Raw genomic sequence first — 18,097 nt, forward strand, 5'->3', positions numbered from 1 at the left:
ATAAGAGGCACAGGAATAATTGGGAACGTTCCCTGTTAATCAGTGTGAAGTTAATCACAAACTTACCAGGGTAAGTGGAACGTAACGATCGTTAGTTGACTTAACGGACGCCTGAAGCAATTACAGAAAATAGCGATTAGCGAATGAATTTCCACACAGTGGATGGGATCTTGTCGTACAGCTTATTCATCGTCAATTCAGCCAGACGATGATCGGCAGCTGAGTAAAATACCGCCAGTTCATTGTCAGAAAGTTCATATTTATTTTTTTCAATGACGCGTTCCAGCGTATCAATTGACTGGCAACGGCGCAGTCGCATCAAATAATCCGTTTTAGTTAATGGTTTCTCAGACATAATTCACCCATGTGATTGTAATTATCTTAACAAGAGAGGCTAACGGGGTTAGCCCGGCTGGCGTTGACGAAACAGCGGAAAAGTTTGTTCCCGGACTTGCGCCATTTTTGCAAGTCTTCGCTATTTATACCGTAGTTACTGAACAACATGAAAGTATCATCCAGATATTCGTCAATTTGTGCAATCAATTTATTATCTTCGTTGTACTTAATTTTATAATTAAGCGCAAAGGTCGCGATATGCTCGATCAACTCATTAAGCTGAAGGTTGATAGCCGAGGTGGGGTCGTTAACCCAACCGTGGTTACTCTCTTCAAGGTTGGCGAGGCAGTCATGATAGAGCGTTTCGCAGAGGAATCTGAGTTGCGCGATATCATGCCTTTTTGGCGAGTATTCGTCCATAACACATCCCCTTATTCGTGAGTAAAACGACGAGAACAAACAGTGTGTGGGATGGGGTAACTACCGGCTAACCTGGCGCAGACGCACAGTCCTTATGTACTAACTATAATCCACTCTGAAAGAGATTTCACCGAGCTATTACGAAAAATTACAATTAAGTCTATTTTCTTAATTCCCCGGTAATGAAATGTGGCTTAGATTAAGATTTTTCAATGTATCGCCAGAGAATAATAATTGAATCATTAGAATTCATTCACTTACTCATTATCCACACGAACGTTGCGGCAGGCAGATGCCTGGATTTTCAGCAGGTCTAAGACGCTTCGCCGCGGAGTATCAGAGAAAACACCTTGCACTTCGGAGTTTTCTTAAACCTTTAACCATGGAAACCCTCACGGTGATGAAACATCACTATTAAAGATAACCGCATTTTTTAATTATAAAAATGTATTACTGCATTTTAAAAGCGTTTATAACGATAAGTGCGATTATAAAAAGGCATAAAAAAGGGCCGCATCAGCGGCCCTTTTTAGCATCGGTCAGATTTAGTGACGTTCTGCCGGTTGGCTATGCTCAGTCTCTTCAACTTTGCGGCCAAAGCGGCGGCGAACCACCACGAAGAACACCGGCACGAAGAAGATTGCCAGAACCGTTGCCGTGACCATCCCGCCCATTACGCCGGTACCTACCGCGTTCTGTGCGCCGGAGCCTGCGCCGGTACTGATAACCAGCGGCATAACCCCGAGGATGAACGCCAGCGACGTCATCAGGATTGGACGCAGACGCATACGTACCGCTTCAAGCGTTGCTTCAATCAGGCCCTTACCTTCTTTTTCCATCAGATCTTTGGCGAATTCCACGATAAGTATCGCGTTCTTCGCCGACAAGCCAATGGTTGTCAGCAGGCCCACCTGGAAGTAAACGTCGTTGGTGAGGCCACGGAAGGTTGCGGCTAACAGCGCACCGATAACCCCCAGCGGAACCACCAGCATAACGGAGAACGGAATCGACCAGCTCTCATACAACGCAGCCAGACACAGGAAGACCACAATCAGCGAGATCGCATACAGGGCAGGGGCCTGGTTACCAGAGAGACGTTCCTGGTAAGACATCCCGGTCCAGTCGTAACCGATACCCGACGGCAGTTTACCCGCCAGCTCTTCCATCAGCGTCATCGCTTCACCGGTACTTCTTCCTGGTGCAGCCTGACCGAGGATTTCCATCGACGGCAGACCGTTATAGCGTTCCAGACGCGGTGAACCGTATTCCCAGCGAGATGTTGAGAACGCGGAGAATGGCACCATCTGGCCATCAGAACCACGCACGTACCAGTTGCTGATATCTTCCGGCAACATGCGGTACTGCGCTTCGGACATCACGTACACTTTCTTCACGCGACCACGGTCGATGAAGTCGTTGACGTAGCTACTACCCCAGGCTGCGCCCAGCGTGGTATTGATGTCGCTGATAGACACGCCCAGCGCCTGTGCTTTCTCCTGGTCGATATCAATTTTAAACTGCGGCGTATCTTCCAGGCCGTTAGGACGTACACCGACTAAGAGATCCGGGTGCTTCGCCACTTCACCAAACAACTGGTTACGCGCCTGAGTCAGTTTCTCGTGACCGAGGCCGCCCTGGTCAATCAGCTGGAAGTCGAAACCGGTCGCCGTACCCAGTTCAACGATCGCTGGCAGGTTAAAGGCGAATACCATCGCATCTTTAATCTGCGAGAAAGCGCCCATCGCACGTTGCGTAATGGCTTCAACTTTATTCTCTTCACCCGGACGATCCGCCCAGTCTTTCAGAGACACGAAGGCAATACCGGTGTTCTGACCACGACCCGCAAAACCAAAGCCGTTAACCGCAAACACGGATGCAACGTTGTCTTTCTCTTTGGTGAGATAGTAATCGGTCATCTCATCCAGCACTTTCTGCGTACGCTCCTGCGTTGCCCCTGCCGGAAGCTGGGCCATACTCAGGAACACGCCCTGGTCTTCATCTGGCAGGAACGAGCTTGGCAGACGAACGAACAGGAAGGCCATGCCGACCACGATGATGATATACAGCAGCAGATAACGACCGGTGCTGCGCAGAATGTTGCCTACGCTGTCGGTGTAATGGTGCGTGCTCTTATCAAACATGCGGTTGAACCAGCCGAAGAAGCCTTTTTTGTCTTCGCCGTGATCGCCTTTCGCAACCGGTTTGAGCATCGTGGCACACAGTGCCGGAGTCAGAATCAACGCCACCAGTACGGACAGCGCCATCGCCGAAACGATAGTGATGGAGAACTGACGGTAGATTGCACCGGTAGAACCGCCGAAGAAAGCCATCGGAATAAATACCGCCGACAGCACCATCGCGATGCCCACCAGTGCGCCCTGAATCTGGCCCATGGATTTACGCGTCGCTTCTTTCGGTGGTAGCCCTTCGTCAGTCATTACACGCTCGACGTTTTCTACCACCACGATGGCGTCATCCACCAATAGCCCTATCGCCAGCACCATCCCGAACATCGTCAGGGTGTTGATGGAGAAACCAAAGGCTGCAAGGATGGCGAACGTACCCAACAAGACGACCGGTACCGCGATGGTTGGAATCAACGTCGCGCGGAAGTTTTGCAGGAACATATACATCACGATGAATACCAGAAGAATCGCTTCAACCAGCGTTTTCACCACTTCGTTAATGGAAATCTGAACGAATGGGGTGGTGTCATACGGGTAAACAATCTGCAAGCCTGACGGGAAGAACGGTTCCATTTTCTTCAGTTCGGCACGGATAGCTTTCGCGGTGTCCAGCGCGTTCGCACCGGTCGCCAGCTTGATACCCAGACCGGAAGCCGGTTTGCCGTTGAACTTCGCGATGATGTCGTAGTTCTCACCGCCGAGCTCAATCTTCGCTACGTCGCGCAGGCGAACCTGCGAACCATCCTGATTGACTTTCAGCAGAATTTTGCCGAACTCATCGGTGCTGGTCAGACGGGTTTGCGCGATGATTGAGGCGTTAAGCTGCTGGCCCTTCACCGGCGGCGTACCGCCTAATTGACCGGCTGCAACCTGGGCGTTCTGTGCTTTGATCGCCGCGATAACATCTACCGGAGTCAACTGGAAATTGTTCAGTTTGGTCGGGTCCATCCAGATACGCATCGCGTACTGAGAACCAAACAACTGAACGTCACCGACGCCTGACGTACGGCTGATCGGGTCTTTCATGTTCGCCGCAACGTAGTCGGAAATATCTTCCTGGGTCATGGTGCCGTTGGTGTTAATGACACCAACAACCATCAGGAAGCTACTGGAGGACTTTTCAACGCTGATACCTTGCTGCTGAACTTCCTGCGGCAGCAACGGCGTTGCCAGCGACAGTTTGTTCTGCACCTGTACCTGCGCGATGTCTGCGTCAGTACCGGATTCAAAGGTCAGGGTGATCTGTACCGTACCGGTAGAGTCACTGTTGGAGGACATGTACATCAGGTTATCGATACCGTTCATATTCTGTTCGATAACCTGTGTCACGGTGTCCTGCACCGTCTGGGCATCAGCACCCGGATAGGTTGCGGAGATCGTCACGGCTGGCGGCGCAATCGTTGGATATTGCGCTACCGGCAGTTTCATGATCGCGAGTCCCCCGGCAAGCATGATGATGATTGCGATCACCCATGCAAATATCGGGCGATCGATAAAGAAATTAGCCATGTCTTAACGGCTCCTGTTTAAGTTAAGACTGAGTTTTTTCTGACGCTGCGCCGGCTGCGGCTAGTTCTTTATTGTCAGACGTCACTTCCTGCGCTTTCACCTGCGCGCCGGGACGGACTTTTTGCAGGCCGGTGATAATCACACGGTCGCCGTCTTTCAGCCCTTCAGTGACCAGCCATTTATCGCCAATCGCCTGGGTTGCTTTGATATCACGCGTTTCAACTTTATCGCCTTCACCCACAACCAGCGCGGTAGCATCGCCGCGTGGCGTACGGGTCACGCCTTGCTGAGGAACCAGCAACGCATTCGGATTCACACCTTCCTGCAGGCGCGCTCGAACGAACATGCCAGGCAGCAGAGTATGGTCCGGATTCGGGAAGATAGCGCGCAGGGTGATAGACCCGGTGGTCTGATCAACCGTCACATCAGAGAACTCTAATGTGCCGCTCTGCGGATATTTAGTACCGTCATTCGTCACCAGGTCGACTTTCGCTTTGCCGTTTTCCTGCTTCAGCGTGCCGTTTGCCAGTTCCTGTTTCAGACGCAGGAAGTCGTTACTGGATTGCGTCACATCGACGTAGATCGGGTCGAGCTGTTGCACCGTTGCCAGCGCAGTAGACTGCCCGTTCTGCACCAGGGCGCCTTCCGTTACCGCGGATTTACCGATACGGCCGCTGATAGGGGAGGTGACTTTGGTATAGGCCAGGTTGATACGCGCGGTTTCAACAGCCGCTTTGGCTGCAACCACGGCCGCATTAGCCTGCTGTGCATCCGCCTGCGCGGTGTCGTAGTCCTGTTGACTGATGTACTGCGTACCCAGAAGTTTCTGGTAGCGCTTCACGGTCAGTTGAGCAATATTGGCAGCAGCCTGTGCCTTCGCCAGGTCACCTTTCGCGCTTTCGTAAGCAGCCTGATAAGTAGCAGGATCGATCTGATACAGAGACACGCCAGCCTCGATATCGCCGCCTTCAGTAAAGTTTCGCTTCAGAATGATACCGCTGACCTGCGGACGAACTTCTGCAATACGATACGCGTTGGTGCGGCCAGGGAGTTCAGTTGTGATTTGAAGAGGTTCAGATTTGAGCGTCACAACGCCAACTTCTGGCATCTGCTGTGCTCCTTGTTGAGCCCCTTTGTCGTCACATCCTGTAAGCGCTAAGCTGCCTGAGAGCATCAGAACGACCGCCAGAGGCGTTAACCCTCTGTTTTTGTTCATATGTAAACCTCGAGTGTCCGATTTCAAATTGATCAATGGTTCAGCGTCCACAAACCCATTGCTGCGTTTATATTATCGTCGTGCTATGGTACATACATTCACAAATGTATGTAAATCTAACCTCTGTAAATTCACCAACCTATGGCACGAAAAACCAAACAAGAAGCCCTTGCGACACGTCAACACATTCTTGACGTGGCCTTGCGTCTATTTTCTCAGCAGGGCGTATCCTCAACCTCGCTGGTGGATATTGCCAAAGCAGCAGGCGTCACGCGCGGCGCTATCTATTGGCACTTCAAGGACAAGTCGGATTTATTTGGTGAAATCTGGGAGTTATCAGAATCCAGTATCAGCGATCTTGAGATTGAGTATCGGGCAAAATTCCCCGACGATCCACTCTCAGTTTTAAGGGAAATATTAGTCTATATCCTTGAAGCAACGGTTGTAGAAGAGCGTAGACGCTTGATGATGGAGATTATATTCCATAAATGCGAATTTGTCGGTGAAATGGCCTTACTACAGCAGGCTCAGCGGAATCTTTGCATAGAAAGTTATGACCGTATTGAACAAGTGTTAAAGGATTGTATATCCGCGAAGATGCTGCCGGCAAAATTGTTAACCCGCAAAGCGGCTATATTAATGCGCAGCTATATCTCAGGGATCATGGAGAATTGGCTCTTTGCGCCGGGATCCTTCGACCTGAAAAAAGAGGCGCGGGATTATGTGGCTATTCTGCTGGAGATGTTTCAGTTCTGCCCGACGCTGCATGAGAAATCAGGTTAATCAGAAAATTCAGTATTACCAGGAATAATCCTGGAAGGTGGCGCTATTCCGTCGATTGCAGAAGTGCTATTCTTCGCACGCGTTTATCCCCCGGTTTTCTCCGGCTTTTGCAATCACTCATGTTAAAACTATGCTGCATAACATTCGCTCGCGGAACACATTTTTCGCTTTTATAGTCGTTATTGCATGTCTTTTCTGTGCTGTCACCGCCGCGCAGGCGCGTGCCACAAGCGGTAATGACCTTCCCGATCGTGCCGAAATTCAGGCACAAATCGATGCCATCAATAAGAAGAAAGATCCTACCCCAGCGGACAAGCTGGAGCTGCAGGATCTGACCGAGACCGTCCAGTTTCTGGATAAAATCGATCGCGTCAAAGACGAAACCGTCCAGTTGCAGAAGAGAGTCGATCAGGCTCCGGCGCAACTGCGCGAAGCCACTGAGAAACTGAATGCGCTGAGCGACGTCGACAACGACGATGAAACGCGCAAAACGCTCTCGACGTTATCGTTACGTCAGCTGGAAGCGCGCTTAACGCAGATGGTCGATGACCTGCAAAATGCCCAGAACGATCTGGCGACTTACAATACCCAGTTGGTTTCCCTACAAACTCAGCCTGAACGCGTGCAAAACGCGATGAATGCGGCGTCGCAGCAGCTACAACAAATACGTAATAGCCTGAACGGCACCACGGTAGGAGAAGGCGCGCTGCGTCCTTCTCAGCAAACCATGTTGCAGGTGCAGCAGGCGCTGCTCAATGCGGAACTCGATCAGCAGCGTAAAAGCCTGCAGGGCAACACCACTTTGCAGGATACCCTGCAAAAACAGCGCGATTACATTACCGCTTACAGCACCCGCCTTGAGCACCAGCTTCAGCTTTTACAGGAAGCGGCTAACAACAAACGGTTGACGTTAACGGAAAAAACGGCGCAGGAAACCGCCTCGCCGGAAGACACGGCGCGTATTCAGGCGAACCCACTGGTTAAACAGGAACTGGAAATCAACCACCAGTTAAGCCAACGCCTGATTAATGTTACCGAAAGCGGTAACCAACTGGTTCAGCAAAACATCAGAGTGAAGAACTGGCTCGACCGTGCGTTGCAATCCGAGCGCAATGTTAAAGAGCAGATTGCGGTTCTGAAAGGGAGCCTGTTGCTCTCGCGTATTCTTTATCAACAGCAACAGACTCTGCCCTCCGCGGATGAGCTGGAAGACATGACCAACCGCATTGCGGACCTGCGTCTGGAGCAGTTCGAAATTAACCAGCAGCGTGATGCGATGTTCCAGAGCGAAGACTTTGTCGCCAAACTGGAAGAGGGGCACGCCAGCGAGATTACGCCGGAAGTGCATGACGCATTGCTGCAATTGGTTGATGCGCGTCGTGAGGCGCTGGATTTAATTAACAAACAGCTGGGGAACCAGCTGATGATGGCTATCAACCTGCAAATTAACCAGCAGCAGTTGATGAGCGTCTCGAAAAACCTTAAAGAGATCCTTACCCAGCAAATCTTCTGGGTAAACAGCAACAAACCGATGGGGTGGGACTGGATTAAATCCTTCCCGGGCGCGCTGAAAGACCAGTTTAAGGCGATGAAAATCACCGTAAACTGGGAAAAAGCGTGGCCAGCAGTCTTCATCGCCTTCCTGGCGGGCCTGCCGCTGCTGCTGATTGCCGGGCTGATCCGCTGGAAACTGTCCTGGCTGCGCGCTTATCAGGCGCGTTTAGCGGAGCAGGTCGGGCAACTACGCAACGATAGCCAATTGCATACGCCAAAAGCGATTCTCACCGATCTGATTAGAGCCTTGCCGGTGGTATTAGTGATTCTGGCCGTTGGTCTGATTCTGCTGACCATGCAGCTCAACATCAGCGACCTGTTGTGGGCGTTCTGTAAAAAACTGGCGACCTTCTGGCTGATCTTCGGCTTGTGCTGGAAAGTACTGGAAAAAGACGGCGTCGCGGTACGCCACTTCAATATGCCAGAACAGCTCACCAGCCACTGGCGTCGCCAGATTGTGCGCATCAGCCTTGCGTTGCTGCCGCTGCACTTCTGGTCGGTCGTGGCGGAGCTTTCACCACTGCACCTGATGGACGATGTGCTGGGCCAGTTTGTTATTCTGCTGAACCTGCTGCTGATTGCTATTCTGGTGTGGCCAATGTGCCGTGACAGCTGGCGTGATAAAGAGTCGCACGGGCTGCGTCTGGTCACGATTACCGTACTGTCACTGGTACCGATTGGATTGATGGTGCTGACCGCAACGGGCTACTTCTATACCACGCTGCGCCTCTCCGGTCGCTGGATTGAAACCGTCTACCTGGTGATTGTCTGGAACCTGCTTTACCAAACCGTTCTGCGTGGTCTGAGCGTCGCGGCGCGGCGTATCGCCTATCGCCGTGCGGTCGCGCGTCGTCAGAATATCGTGAAAGAGGGTGCGGAAGGCGCGGAGCCGCAGGAAGAGCCGACCATCGCTCTGGAGCAGGTCAACCAGCAAACGCTGCGTATCACCATGCTGCTAATGGTGTGTTTGTTCGCGGCGGCGTTCTGGGGCATTTGGTCAGACTTAATCTCCGTCTTTACCTATCTCGACAGCATTACCCTGTGGCATTACAGCGGCACGGAAGCTGGCGCCAGCGTGGTGAAAAACGTCACCATGGGCAGCCTGCTGTTTGCGGTGATAGCGGCGACCATTGCCTGGGCGCTCATCCGCAACTTACCGGGCCTGCTGGAAGTGCTGGTGCTCTCGCGCCTGAACATGCGCCAGGGCGCATCCTACGCCATTACCACTATCCTCAACTACGTGATCATCGCCGTCGGCGCGATGACAGTGTTTGGCTCGCTGGGCGTCTCGTGGGACAAACTGCAGTGGCTGGCGGCGGCGTTATCGGTCGGTCTTGGTTTTGGTTTACAGGAGATTTTCGGTAACTTTGTTTCCGGCATTATTATCCTGTTTGAACGCCCGGTACGTATTGGCGATACCGTAACGATCGGTACGTTCTCGGGAACAGTCAGTAAGATCCGTATTCGTGCGACCACCATCACCGACTTTGACCGTAAAGAGGTGATCATCCCGAACAAAGCGTTTGTGACCGAGCGCCTGATCAACTGGTCGCTCAGCGATACGATTACGCGTGTGGTGATAAGCCTGGGCGTGGCGTATGGTTCCGATCTTGATAAGGTGAAAGAGATCCTGCTGAAAGCGGCGATGGAGCACCCGAAAGTGATGCACGATCCGGAGCCGATTGTATTATTCACCACATTTGGCGCCAGCACGCTGGATCACGAGCTGCGTCTGTATGTGCGTGAACTGCGCGATCGCAGCTACACCGTCGATGAGCTGAACCGCACCATCGATCGTCTGTGTCGTGAAAATAACATCAACATCGCGTTTAACCAGCTGGAAGTTCATCTGCACAATGAGAAGGGCGATGAAGTGACGGAAGTGAAGCGTGATAACAACGGTGGTAACAACCTCGCGATAGCGGATTAATTCTCTGTTGTTCGCCCGGTGAGCGTAGCGCCACCGGGCAGTTGTGCGGCGAATTTGCCGGATGGCGGCTGCGCCTTATCCGGCCTACGGAATGTGTGATTTTGTAGGCCCGGTAAGCGAAGCGCCACCGGGCGGTTGTGCGGTGAGTTTGCCGGATGGCGGCTGCGCCTTATCCGGCCTACGGAATGTGTGATTTTGTAGGCCCGGTGAGCGTAGCGCCACCGGGCAGTTGTGCGGCGAATTTGCCGGATGCAGCTGCGCCTTATCCGGCCTACGGATTATGTGATTTTGTAGGCCCGGTAAGCGCAAGCGCCACCGGGCGGTTATTCGGCGCGATTGTCCGTCGTTGTTGCCAGTTTCTTCGCGAAATCGCGTTTCACCATCTCCAGCGCGCTCAACACCACATCCGGCGCGATATCATGGCTTTCCAGCAGCATTATCAAATCCACCGCCAGCTTAACGTCATCCGGCGCATTTTCCAGCGACATACTTTCCCCTTTAGCGCGTCAGGCGCGCCAGTACGTTTTCAATGTCCTGCAAAGCCTGTCGGCAGCGAGCCAGACGGGCATCAAAGGCGGTAATTTCGCGGCCAAGCCGCTGCTGCTCTTCAAAGGTAGTCGCCTGTTGAAGCTGTTGCTCACGTGTCTGTTTCATCTCCAGCAGCCGGCGTTCAAACTCCTGAGTTTGCAGGCGCTTGCGCTGCCAGCGCGTTTGCGCAGGTGAGGCGCTATCCCAGGCACGCAGTGTCCAGGCGTCACTTTCCCTACTGATTGCCTCAATTTGCGCAGCCAGGTGTTCGGCAAGCCAGGCCACTTGTGGAAGCTGCTTTTGCTCAACGGCGCGCTGCAACTCGCTGAAATTCTTTTGCGCTTCATTCAGGCACGCCTGTAGCGTAGTGCTTCGGGTGTGAAACAATTGCCTGTCAAAGCGGGGCGTCAGGGTGGCGTGCTGCGCCAGCGGCGCGATACGCACTTGCAGTCGCGCAAGCTGGGCTTCCAGCGTTTGTAAAAGCTGCGCTATTTTCACGCCAATCTCCGTCGTATTTATTATCGACTATGCTACATTAGCCGCTGGTATTGATAACGATTCTCGCTATGCAACGCACTATTTTAATCATTATTGGCTGGCTGGCGGTAGCCCTTGGCACACTGGGCGTGGTTTTGCCGTTGCTGCCTACCACGCCGTTTATCCTGCTCGCCGCCTGGTGCTTCGCGCGCTCGTCGCCGCGTTTTCACCACTGGCTGCTTTATCGCTCATGGTTTGGTGGCTATTTGCGTCACTGGCAGAAATATCGTGCCATGCCGCGCGGGGCAAAGCCTCGGGCTATTATCCTTATTCTGGTGACCTTCGCTATCTCCCTGTGGCTGGTGAAGATGATGTGGGTACGGATCCTGCTTTTAGTGATTCTGGCCTGTTTATTGATTTTCATGTGGCGAATCCCGGTGATTGATGCGGAACAACAAAAGCCGTAAAGCGCATTAATGGTGTTGCAATTCTTATCAGCAGTCAGTAAATTCGACCGTTTTCGAGCACAGGCGCGCCGGTCAAAAGTTAATCAAATGTAACTTTGACCCCTTTTGCACGCCTCGAGTAACATCGTTTTAAGCAGGCACAAACCTATGACCGCTACTGCACAGCAGCTTGAATTTCTGAAGAACAGCATTAAAAGCATTCACGACTATCCGAAGCCGGGCATTCTTTTCCGTGATGTCACCAGTTTACTGGAAGATCCGAAAGCCTACGCCCTCAGCATTGAACTGCTGGTGAATCGCTATAAAGATGCAGGTATCACTAAAGTCGTCGGTACCGAAGCGCGTGGTTTTCTGTTTGGCGCACCGGTAGCCCTGGCGATGGGTGTAGGTTTTGTGCCGGTACGTAAGCCGGGTAAACTGCCGCGTGAAACTATCGCTGAAAGCTACGAGCTTGAGTACGGCACCGATCAACTGGAAATTCATGTTGATGCCATTAAACCCGGCGATAAAGTGCTGGTGGTGGACGATCTGCTGGCGACCGGTGGCACCATTGAGGCGACCGTTAAACTGATTCGTCGTCTGGGCGGTGAAGTCACCGATGCAGCATTCATCATCAACCTGTTCGACCTCGGTGGTGAGCAGCGCCTGGAAAAACAGGGTATCACCAGCTACAGCCTGGTTTCCTTCCCGGGCCACTAAGCAAATCCCGATACTGAGCCTCGCCGTATTGGCGGGGCTGTGATAGCATTACCCCCCTCGTGAATCCACCTTCCAACGTCTCAGAGCCAGCCAATGAGTTATCAGGTCTTAGCCCGAAAATGGCGACCACAAACCTTCGCTGACGTCGTCGGCCAGGAACATGTGCTGACTGCACTGGCGAACGGCTTGTCGTTAGGGCGCATTCATCACGCCTATCTCTTTTCCGGCACCCGTGGCGTCGGTAAAACCTCTATCGCCCGTTTGCTGGCGAAGGGGCTGAACTGCGAAACCGGTGTTACCGCTACGCCCTGTGGTGTGTGCGATAACTGCCGTGAAATCGAAGAGGGGCGTTTTGTCGATTTAATCGAAATCGATGCCGCGTCGCGTACTAAAGTTGAAGACACGCGCGACCTGCTTGATAACGTCCAGTACGCACCGGCGCGTGGGCGTTTCAAAGTCTATCTGATCGATGAAGTGCACATGCTCTCCCGCCACAGTTTTAACGCGCTGTTAAAAACGCTGGAAGAGCCGCCTGCGCACGTCAAATTCTTGTTGGCAACCACCGACCCGCAAAAGCTGCCGGTCACCATTCTTTCCCGTTGCCTGCAATTCCATCTTAAAGCGCTGGATGTCGAACAAATTCGCCATCAGCTTGAGCATATTCTCGGCGAAGAGAACATTGCCTTTGAGCCGCGCGCGCTACAACTGCTCGCCCGTTCAGCAGATGGCAGCCTGCGTGATGCGTTAAGTCTGACGGATCAAGCCATTGCCAGCGGGGAAGGTCAACTGACCACCGCGTCGGTCAGCACCATGCTGGGCACGCTCGATGACGACCAGGCGCTTTCTTTAATTGAAGCGCTGGTCGCCGCCGATGGCGAACGTGTGATGGCACTGGTCAACGAGGCCGCACAACGCGGTATCGAGTGGGAAGCGCTGCTGGTTGAAATGCAAAGCTTGCTGCATCGCATTGCGATGGTTCAGCTGTCGCCGTCCGCGCTGGGCAGCGATATGGCCACGGTCGAGCAACGAATGCGTGATTTAGCGCGTACCGTACCGCCAACCGATGTTCAGCTCTACTATCAAACCCTGCTGATTGGCCGCAAGGAACTGCCTTACGCGCCCGATCGTCGTATGGGTATTGAAATGACGTTGTTGCGCGCGCTGGCCTTCCACCCGCGTATGCCACTGCCGGAGCCAGAAGTGCCCCAGCACAACTTCGCGCCGCAGGCCGCGACGGCGATGATGACGCCACCGCCGGTTCAGTCGCAGACAGCGCCTGCGCCACGCGGGCCGGATGTACCGCTACCTGAATCGACGAATCAGGTGTTGGCCGCTCGCCGTCAGCTTCAGCAGGGTAATGCAGGAGCGCCCAAACTAAAAAAGAGTGAACCGGCAGCCGCTTCCCGCGCGCGGCCGGTGAATAACGCTGCGCTGGAAAGACTGGCTTCGGTAACGGAACGCGTTTCTTCGCGTCCTGCGCCGTCGGCACTCGAGAAAGCACCGGCGAAAAAAGAAGCCTATCGCTGGAAATCCACGATGGTGGCCCAAGAGGTCAAAGTGGAGGTTGCAACGCCGAAAGCGTTGAAGAAAGCGCTGGAACATGAAAAAACGCCGGAACTGGCCGCGAAACTGGCCGCTGAAGCCATCGAGCGCGACGAGTGGGCCGCGCAGGTGAGCCAGCTGGCACTGCCGAAGCTGGTTGAGCAGGTGGCGCTGAATGCGTGGAAAGAGCAAAGCGGCAATACGGTTTGCCTGCATCTGCGACCCACCCAGCGGCATCTGAACTCGCCGGGCGCGCAGCAAAAACTGGCCGAGGCACTGAGCACTTTAAACGGCGCACCCGTTGAATTGACTATCATTGAAGATGATAATTCAACCCAGCGAACGCCGCTTGAGTGGCGTCAGGCCATTTATGAAGAGAAACTCGCGCAAGCGCGTGAGGCGATAATCGCGGATAACAACATTCAGACTCTGCGTCGATTCTTCGATGCGGACCTGGACGAAGAGAGTATCCGCCCCATTTGATCGTGAGCCTGGCTTATGGTCGTCACCCTTGAATGAAAGAGAGAAGCCTATGTTTGGTAAAGGCGGTCTGGGTAACCTGATGAAACAGGCCCAGCAGATGCAAGAAAAAATGCAGCAGATGCAGGAAGAAATCGCGAAACTGGAAGTGACCGGTGAATCCGGCGCAGGTCTGGTAAAAGTGACCATCAACGGCGCGCACAACTGCCGTCGCGTGGAAATCGATCCAAGCCTGTTGGAAGATGACAAAGACATGCTGGAAGATCTGGTTGCTGCGGCATTCAACGATGCGGCGCGTCGCATTGATGAAACCCAGAAAGAGAAAATGGCCTCCGTGTCCTCCGGTATGCAACTGCCGCCGGGTATGAAGCTGCCGTTCTGATGCAAACCAGCCCGCTGTTAACTCAGCTAATGGAAGCACTGCGCTGCCTGCCGGGCGTTGGCCCTAAGTCGGCTCAGCGTATGGCGTTTACGCTGCTGCAGCGCGACCGCAGCGGCGGAATGCGTCTGGCGCAGTCACTGACCCGCGCCATGTCGGAAATCGGCCACTGTGCCGATTGCCGCACCTTCACCGAGCAGGAAGTGTGCAACATCTGTTCGAACCCGCGTCGCCAGGAAAACGGCCAAATTTGCGTGGTGGAGAGTCCTGCGGACATCTACGCTATTGAGCAAACCGGGCAGTATTCTGGCCGCTACTTCGTATTGATGGGTCACCTGTCTCCGCTCGACGGCATTGGGCCCGATGATATTGGCCTCGATCGCCTGGAGCAGCGTCTGGAAACGGAATCGCTCAGTGAAGTTATCCTCGCCACCAACCCGACGGTGGAAGGGGAGGCGACCGCTAACTACATCGCTGAGATTTGCGCTCAGCACGGTGTGGAAGCCAGCCGCATCGCCCACGGCGTGCCCGTCGGTGGTGAGCTGGAGATGGTCGATGGCACCACGCTGTCGCACTCGCTCGCGGGTCGCCATAAGATTCGTTTTTAATCAAACGAGAGCAGGATTTTCTGCTCTCGCTTGAAATTTTCCCCCGCTATCCCCATTTCCCTCTCAACGCATTTTTTACCTTGTAATTGGCATTGAGGTATTTTCGACATGAAAGGACAAGAAACTCGTGGTTTTCAGTCTGAAGTGAAACAGCTTCTGCACCTGATGATCCATTCCCTGTATTCCAATAAAGAAATTTTCCTGCGTGAGCTTATCTCTAACGCCTCGGATGCGGCAGACAAGCTGCGTTTCCGTGCGCTCTCCAACCCGGACCTGTACGAAGGTGACGGCGAGCTGCGCGTGCGTGTTTCCTTCGATAAAGATAAGCGTACGTTGACCATTGCCGATAACGGTATTGGTATGAACCGTGATGACGTTATTGACCATCTGGGGACTATCGCCAAATCCGGAACCAAAGCGTTCCTCGAATCGATGGGCTCTGACCAGGCGAAAGACAGCCAACTGATTGGTCAGTTTGGCGTGGGCTTCTACTCGGCGTTTATTGTTGCCGATAAAGTGACTGTACGCACCCGCGCGGCGGGCGACGCGGCAGAAAACGGTGTGTTCTGGGAATCAGAAGGTGAAGGCGATTACACCGTTGCCGACATCACCAAAGCCGATCGCGGCACCGAAATTACTCTGCATCTGCGCGAAGGCGAAGATGAATTCCTTGATGACTGGCGCGTGCGCTCTGTCATCAGCAAATACTCCGACCATATCGCACTGCCGGTTGAGATTGAAAAACGGGAAGAAAAAGACGGCGAAACCGTTATCTCCTGGGAAAAAATCAACAAAGCACAGGCGCTGTGGACGCGTAATAAGTCTGAAATTAAAGACGAAGAATACACCGAGTTCTACAAACATATCGCCCATGACTTCACTGACCCGCTGACCTGGAGCCACAACAGTGTCGAAGGGAAGCAGGAGTACACCAGCCTGCTGTACATCCCGTCTCAGGCGCCGTGGGATATGTGGAATCGCGACCATAAACATGGCCTGAAGCTGTACGTACAACGTGTGTTTATCATGGATGACGCCGAGCAATTCATGCCGAACTACCTGCGTTTTGTGCGTGGCCTGATAGATTCCAACGATCTGCCGCTGAACGTGTCCCGTGAAATCCTTCAGGACAGCGCGGTCACCCGCAGCCTGCGCGGTGCGCTGACCAAACGCGTCCTGCAAATGCTGGATAAACTGGCGAAAGACGACGCGGAAAAATATCAGACCTTCTGGAAACAGTTTGGCCTGGTGCTGAAAGAGGGCCCGGCGGAAGACAGTACGAATCAGGACGCGATTGCTAAACTGTTGCGTTTTGCCTCTACGCATACAGACTCTTCCGAGCAGACCGTTTCGCTGGCAGACTACGTTTCCCGCATGAAAGAAGGGCAGGAAAAGATTTACTACATCACTGCAGACAGCTACGCGGCGGCGAAAAGCAGCCCGCACCTGGAACTGCTGCGTAAGAAAGGTATCGAAGTTCTGCTGCTTTCTGACCGCATCGATGAGTGGATGATGAACTACCTGACCGAGTTCGACGGTAAACCGTTCCAGTCCGTGGCCAAAGCCGATGAATCCATCGACAAGCTGGCGGATGAAGTGGACGAAAGCGCGAAAGAAGCGGAAAAAGCGCTGACGCCGTTCGTTGAGCGCGTGAAAACCCTGCTGGGCGACCGCGTGAAAGAGGTACGTCTGACGCATCGTCTGACCGATACCCCGGCAATTGTCACCACCGACGCAGATGAAATGAGTACCCAGATGGCGAAACTGTTCGCTGCCGCGGGCCAGGCTGTGCCGGACGTGAAATACATCTTTGAACTGAACCCAGACCACATACTGGTGAAACGCACAGCGGACACCCAGGATGAAGCCCAGTTTAAAGAGTGGGTTGAACTGCTGCTCGATCAGGCATTGTTCGCCGAGCGTGGGACGCTGGAAGATCCGAACCAGTTTATCCGCCGTATGAACCAACTGCTGGTGTCATAAGCACTACCCCCTCACCCTAACCCTCTCCCACAGGGAGAGGGGACCGATTGTGCACGTTGTTAAGCCCTGCGCCGTTTTTCTCCCTCTCCCTGTGGGAGAGGGCCGGGGTGAGGGCATCAAACCGCAGTTTTCCCCCATTAACCGTTTCAGCCTTACCCCGCTTCCTTGAGCCAATGGCGCGTTGGTGGTATCGTTTAGCGCTTTTGAAAAATTTAGACAACCTTTGAGGGGATTTTCGCAATGCGTATCATTCTGCTTGGCGCTCCGGGCGCGGGTAAAGGAACTCAGGCTCAGTTCATCATGGAGAAGTACGGTATTCCGCAAATCTCCACCGGCGATATGCTGCGTGCAGCCGTGAAGTCCGGTTCTGAACTGGGTAAACAAGCCAAAGACATCATGGATGCTGGCAAGCTGGTTACCGACGAACTGGTTATCGCGCTGGTTAAAGAACGCATCTCCCAGGAAGATTGCCGTAACGGTTTCCTGCTGGATGGCTTCCCGCGCACTATTCCGCAGGCAGACGCCATGAAAGAAGCGGGCATCAACGTTGATTACGTTCTGGAATTCGATGTGCCGGACGAACTGATTGTTGACCGTATTGTTGGCCGTCGCGTTCACGCGGCATCTGGCCGTGTTTATCACATCAAATTCAATCCGCCGAAAGTGGAAGGTAAAGATGATGTGACCGGCGAAGAACTGACCACCCGTAAAGACGATCAGGAAGAAACCGTGCGTAAACGTCTGGTGGAATATCATCAGATGACTGCGCCGCTGATTGGCTACTACTCTAAAGAAGCGCAGGCCGGTAACACCAAATACGCGAAAGTTGATGGTACCCAGGCCGTTGCTGCCGTTCGCGCAGAACTGGAAAAAATCCTCGGCTAAGGCCGTTTTGCCGGATGGCGGTGCACGTACTTTATCCGGCCTACAGTTTTTTGTAGGCCTGATAAGCGCAGCGCCATCAGGCAACTATCCGCACCACCTCTTACAGCAATTAGTT

General features: G+C 53.4%; 15 protein-coding genes and 1 other annotated feature. Of the genes, 9 read left to right on the forward strand and 6 right to left on the reverse strand.

The features are described 5' to 3' along the window. Positions 1–136: 136 nt before the first annotated feature. The 4 genes from hha to acrA all read right to left on the reverse strand — a co-directional run bounded on the left by hha (position 137) and on the right by acrA (position 5,667). Positions 137–355 carry a hemolysin expression-modulating protein Hha gene (hha, locus tag NMC31_RS12065; protein WP_015965534.1) on the reverse strand — a complete coding sequence of 73 codons (219 nt, stop codon included), beginning with the start codon at positions 353–355 and terminating at the stop codon, positions 137–139. A 26-nt stretch (positions 356–381) separates the two neighbouring features. Beyond that, on the reverse strand, positions 382–756 hold the full coding sequence (gene tomB / locus NMC31_RS12070) for an Hha toxicity modulator TomB (RefSeq protein WP_015965533.1): 375 nt from the start codon (positions 754–756) through the stop codon (positions 382–384). A 545-nt stretch (positions 757–1,301) separates the two neighbouring features. Further along, positions 1,302–4,451 (reverse strand): multidrug efflux RND transporter permease subunit AcrB, encoded by a 3,150-nt coding sequence (acrB, locus tag NMC31_RS12075; RefSeq protein WP_149462104.1) that lies wholly within the window; start codon positions 4,449–4,451, stop codon positions 1,302–1,304. Positions 4,452–4,473: 22 nt separating this feature from the next. Then, a complete protein-coding gene (gene acrA, locus NMC31_RS12080) occupies positions 4,474–5,667 on the reverse strand; it encodes a multidrug efflux RND transporter periplasmic adaptor subunit AcrA (protein ID WP_253898062.1) in 1,194 nt (397 codons plus the stop codon). Positions 5,668–5,808: 141 nt separating this feature from the next. On the opposite strand from acrA, the gene acrR reads away from it, so the two are divergent. Continuing rightward, positions 5,809–6,450 (forward strand): multidrug efflux transporter transcriptional repressor AcrR, encoded by a 642-nt coding sequence (gene acrR, locus NMC31_RS12085; RefSeq protein ID WP_149462102.1) that lies wholly within the window; start codon positions 5,809–5,811, stop codon positions 6,448–6,450. Between the two features lie 130 nt (positions 6,451–6,580). Continuing rightward, the gene (mscK, locus tag NMC31_RS12090; protein WP_253898063.1) at positions 6,581–9,934 is read left to right on the forward strand and encodes a mechanosensitive channel MscK; all 3,354 of its coding nucleotides are present in this window, start codon (positions 6,581–6,583) and stop codon (positions 9,932–9,934) included. A gap of 323 nt (positions 9,935–10,257) precedes the next feature. Here mscK and rsmS read toward each other — a convergent pair whose 3' ends face one another. Both rsmS and priC read right to left on the reverse strand, forming a co-directional pair. Beyond that, positions 10,258–10,422 (reverse strand): pleiotropic regulatory protein RsmS, encoded by a 165-nt coding sequence (rsmS, locus tag NMC31_RS12095; protein WP_253898064.1) that lies wholly within the window; start codon positions 10,420–10,422, stop codon positions 10,258–10,260. Positions 10,423–10,432: 10 nt separating this feature from the next. Continuing rightward, positions 10,433–10,960 (reverse strand): primosomal replication protein N'', encoded by a 528-nt coding sequence (gene priC / locus NMC31_RS12100; protein WP_149462099.1) that lies wholly within the window; start codon positions 10,958–10,960, stop codon positions 10,433–10,435. Positions 10,961–11,028: 68 nt separating this feature from the next. On the opposite strand from priC, the gene NMC31_RS12105 reads away from it, so the two are divergent. From NMC31_RS12105 to adk, 7 genes are all read left to right on the forward strand, one after another. Continuing rightward, positions 11,029–11,406 carry a DUF454 family protein gene (locus tag NMC31_RS12105; protein WP_041686299.1) on the forward strand — a complete coding sequence of 126 codons (378 nt, stop codon included), beginning with the start codon at positions 11,029–11,031 and terminating at the stop codon, positions 11,404–11,406. Positions 11,407–11,553: 147 nt separating this feature from the next. Further along, a complete protein-coding gene (gene apt / locus NMC31_RS12110; protein ID WP_015965525.1) occupies positions 11,554–12,105 on the forward strand; it encodes an adenine phosphoribosyltransferase in 552 nt (183 codons plus the stop codon). Positions 12,106–12,198: 93 nt separating this feature from the next. After that, positions 12,199–14,130, forward strand: coding sequence for a DNA polymerase III subunit gamma/tau (dnaX, locus tag NMC31_RS12115; protein ID WP_253898065.1), 1,932 nt, complete (start codon positions 12,199–12,201; stop codon positions 14,128–14,130). Then, positions 13,464–13,527: a sequence feature (DnaX frameshifting element), on the forward strand. (Overlaps the previous gene by 64 nt.) 49 nt (positions 14,131–14,179) lie before the next feature. Beyond that, a complete protein-coding gene (locus NMC31_RS12120) occupies positions 14,180–14,509 on the forward strand; it encodes a YbaB/EbfC family nucleoid-associated protein (RefSeq protein WP_015965523.1) in 330 nt (109 codons plus the stop codon). After that, on the forward strand, positions 14,509–15,114 hold the full coding sequence (gene recR, locus NMC31_RS12125) for a recombination mediator RecR (protein WP_149462097.1): 606 nt from the start codon (positions 14,509–14,511) through the stop codon (positions 15,112–15,114). Before NMC31_RS12120 ends, recR begins: the two co-directional genes overlap by 1 nt. A gap of 108 nt (positions 15,115–15,222) precedes the next feature. Then, positions 15,223–17,097 (forward strand): molecular chaperone HtpG, encoded by a 1,875-nt coding sequence (gene htpG, locus NMC31_RS12130; RefSeq protein WP_253898066.1) that lies wholly within the window; start codon positions 15,223–15,225, stop codon positions 17,095–17,097. Between the two features lie 240 nt (positions 17,098–17,337). After that, the gene (gene adk / locus NMC31_RS12135; RefSeq protein ID WP_149462095.1) at positions 17,338–17,982 is read left to right on the forward strand and encodes an adenylate kinase; all 645 of its coding nucleotides are present in this window, start codon (positions 17,338–17,340) and stop codon (positions 17,980–17,982) included. Positions 17,983–18,097: the final 115 nt, after the last annotated feature.

This window comes from Pseudocitrobacter vendiensis, assembly GCF_943590815.1.
GTDB lineage: Bacteria > Pseudomonadota > Gammaproteobacteria > Enterobacterales > Enterobacteriaceae > Pseudocitrobacter > Pseudocitrobacter vendiensis.

What these genes read in the sequence shown, in the direction of transcription:
- hha (WP_015965534.1), bottom strand. Translation starts at nt 355, where the DNA reads ATGTCTGAGAAACCATTAACTAAAACGGATTATTTGATGCGACTGCGC.
- tomB (WP_015965533.1), bottom strand. Translation starts at nt 756, where the DNA reads ATGGACGAATACTCGCCAAAAAGGCATGATATCGCGCAACTCAGATTC.
- acrB (WP_149462104.1), bottom strand. Translation starts at nt 4,451, where the DNA reads ATGGCTAATTTCTTTATCGATCGCCCGATATTTGCATGGGTGATCGCA.
- acrA (WP_253898062.1), bottom strand. Translation starts at nt 5,667, where the DNA reads ATGAACAAAAACAGAGGGTTAACGCCTCTGGCGGTCGTTCTGATGCTC.
- acrR (WP_149462102.1), top strand. Translation starts at nt 5,809, where the DNA reads ATGGCACGAAAAACCAAACAAGAAGCCCTTGCGACACGTCAACACATT.
- mscK (WP_253898063.1), top strand. Translation starts at nt 6,581, where the DNA reads ATGCTGCATAACATTCGCTCGCGGAACACATTTTTCGCTTTTATAGTC.
- rsmS (WP_253898064.1), bottom strand. Translation starts at nt 10,422, where the DNA reads ATGTCGCTGGAAAATGCGCCGGATGACGTTAAGCTGGCGGTGGATTTG.
- NMC31_RS12105 (WP_041686299.1), top strand. Translation starts at nt 11,029, where the DNA reads ATGCAACGCACTATTTTAATCATTATTGGCTGGCTGGCGGTAGCCCTT.
- apt (WP_015965525.1), top strand. Translation starts at nt 11,554, where the DNA reads ATGACCGCTACTGCACAGCAGCTTGAATTTCTGAAGAACAGCATTAAA.
- dnaX (WP_253898065.1), top strand. Translation starts at nt 12,199, where the DNA reads ATGAGTTATCAGGTCTTAGCCCGAAAATGGCGACCACAAACCTTCGCT.
- NMC31_RS12120 (WP_015965523.1), top strand. Translation starts at nt 14,180, where the DNA reads ATGTTTGGTAAAGGCGGTCTGGGTAACCTGATGAAACAGGCCCAGCAG.
- recR (WP_149462097.1), top strand. Translation starts at nt 14,509, where the DNA reads ATGCAAACCAGCCCGCTGTTAACTCAGCTAATGGAAGCACTGCGCTGC.
- htpG (WP_253898066.1), top strand. Translation starts at nt 15,223, where the DNA reads ATGAAAGGACAAGAAACTCGTGGTTTTCAGTCTGAAGTGAAACAGCTT.
- adk (WP_149462095.1), top strand. Translation starts at nt 17,338, where the DNA reads ATGCGTATCATTCTGCTTGGCGCTCCGGGCGCGGGTAAAGGAACTCAG.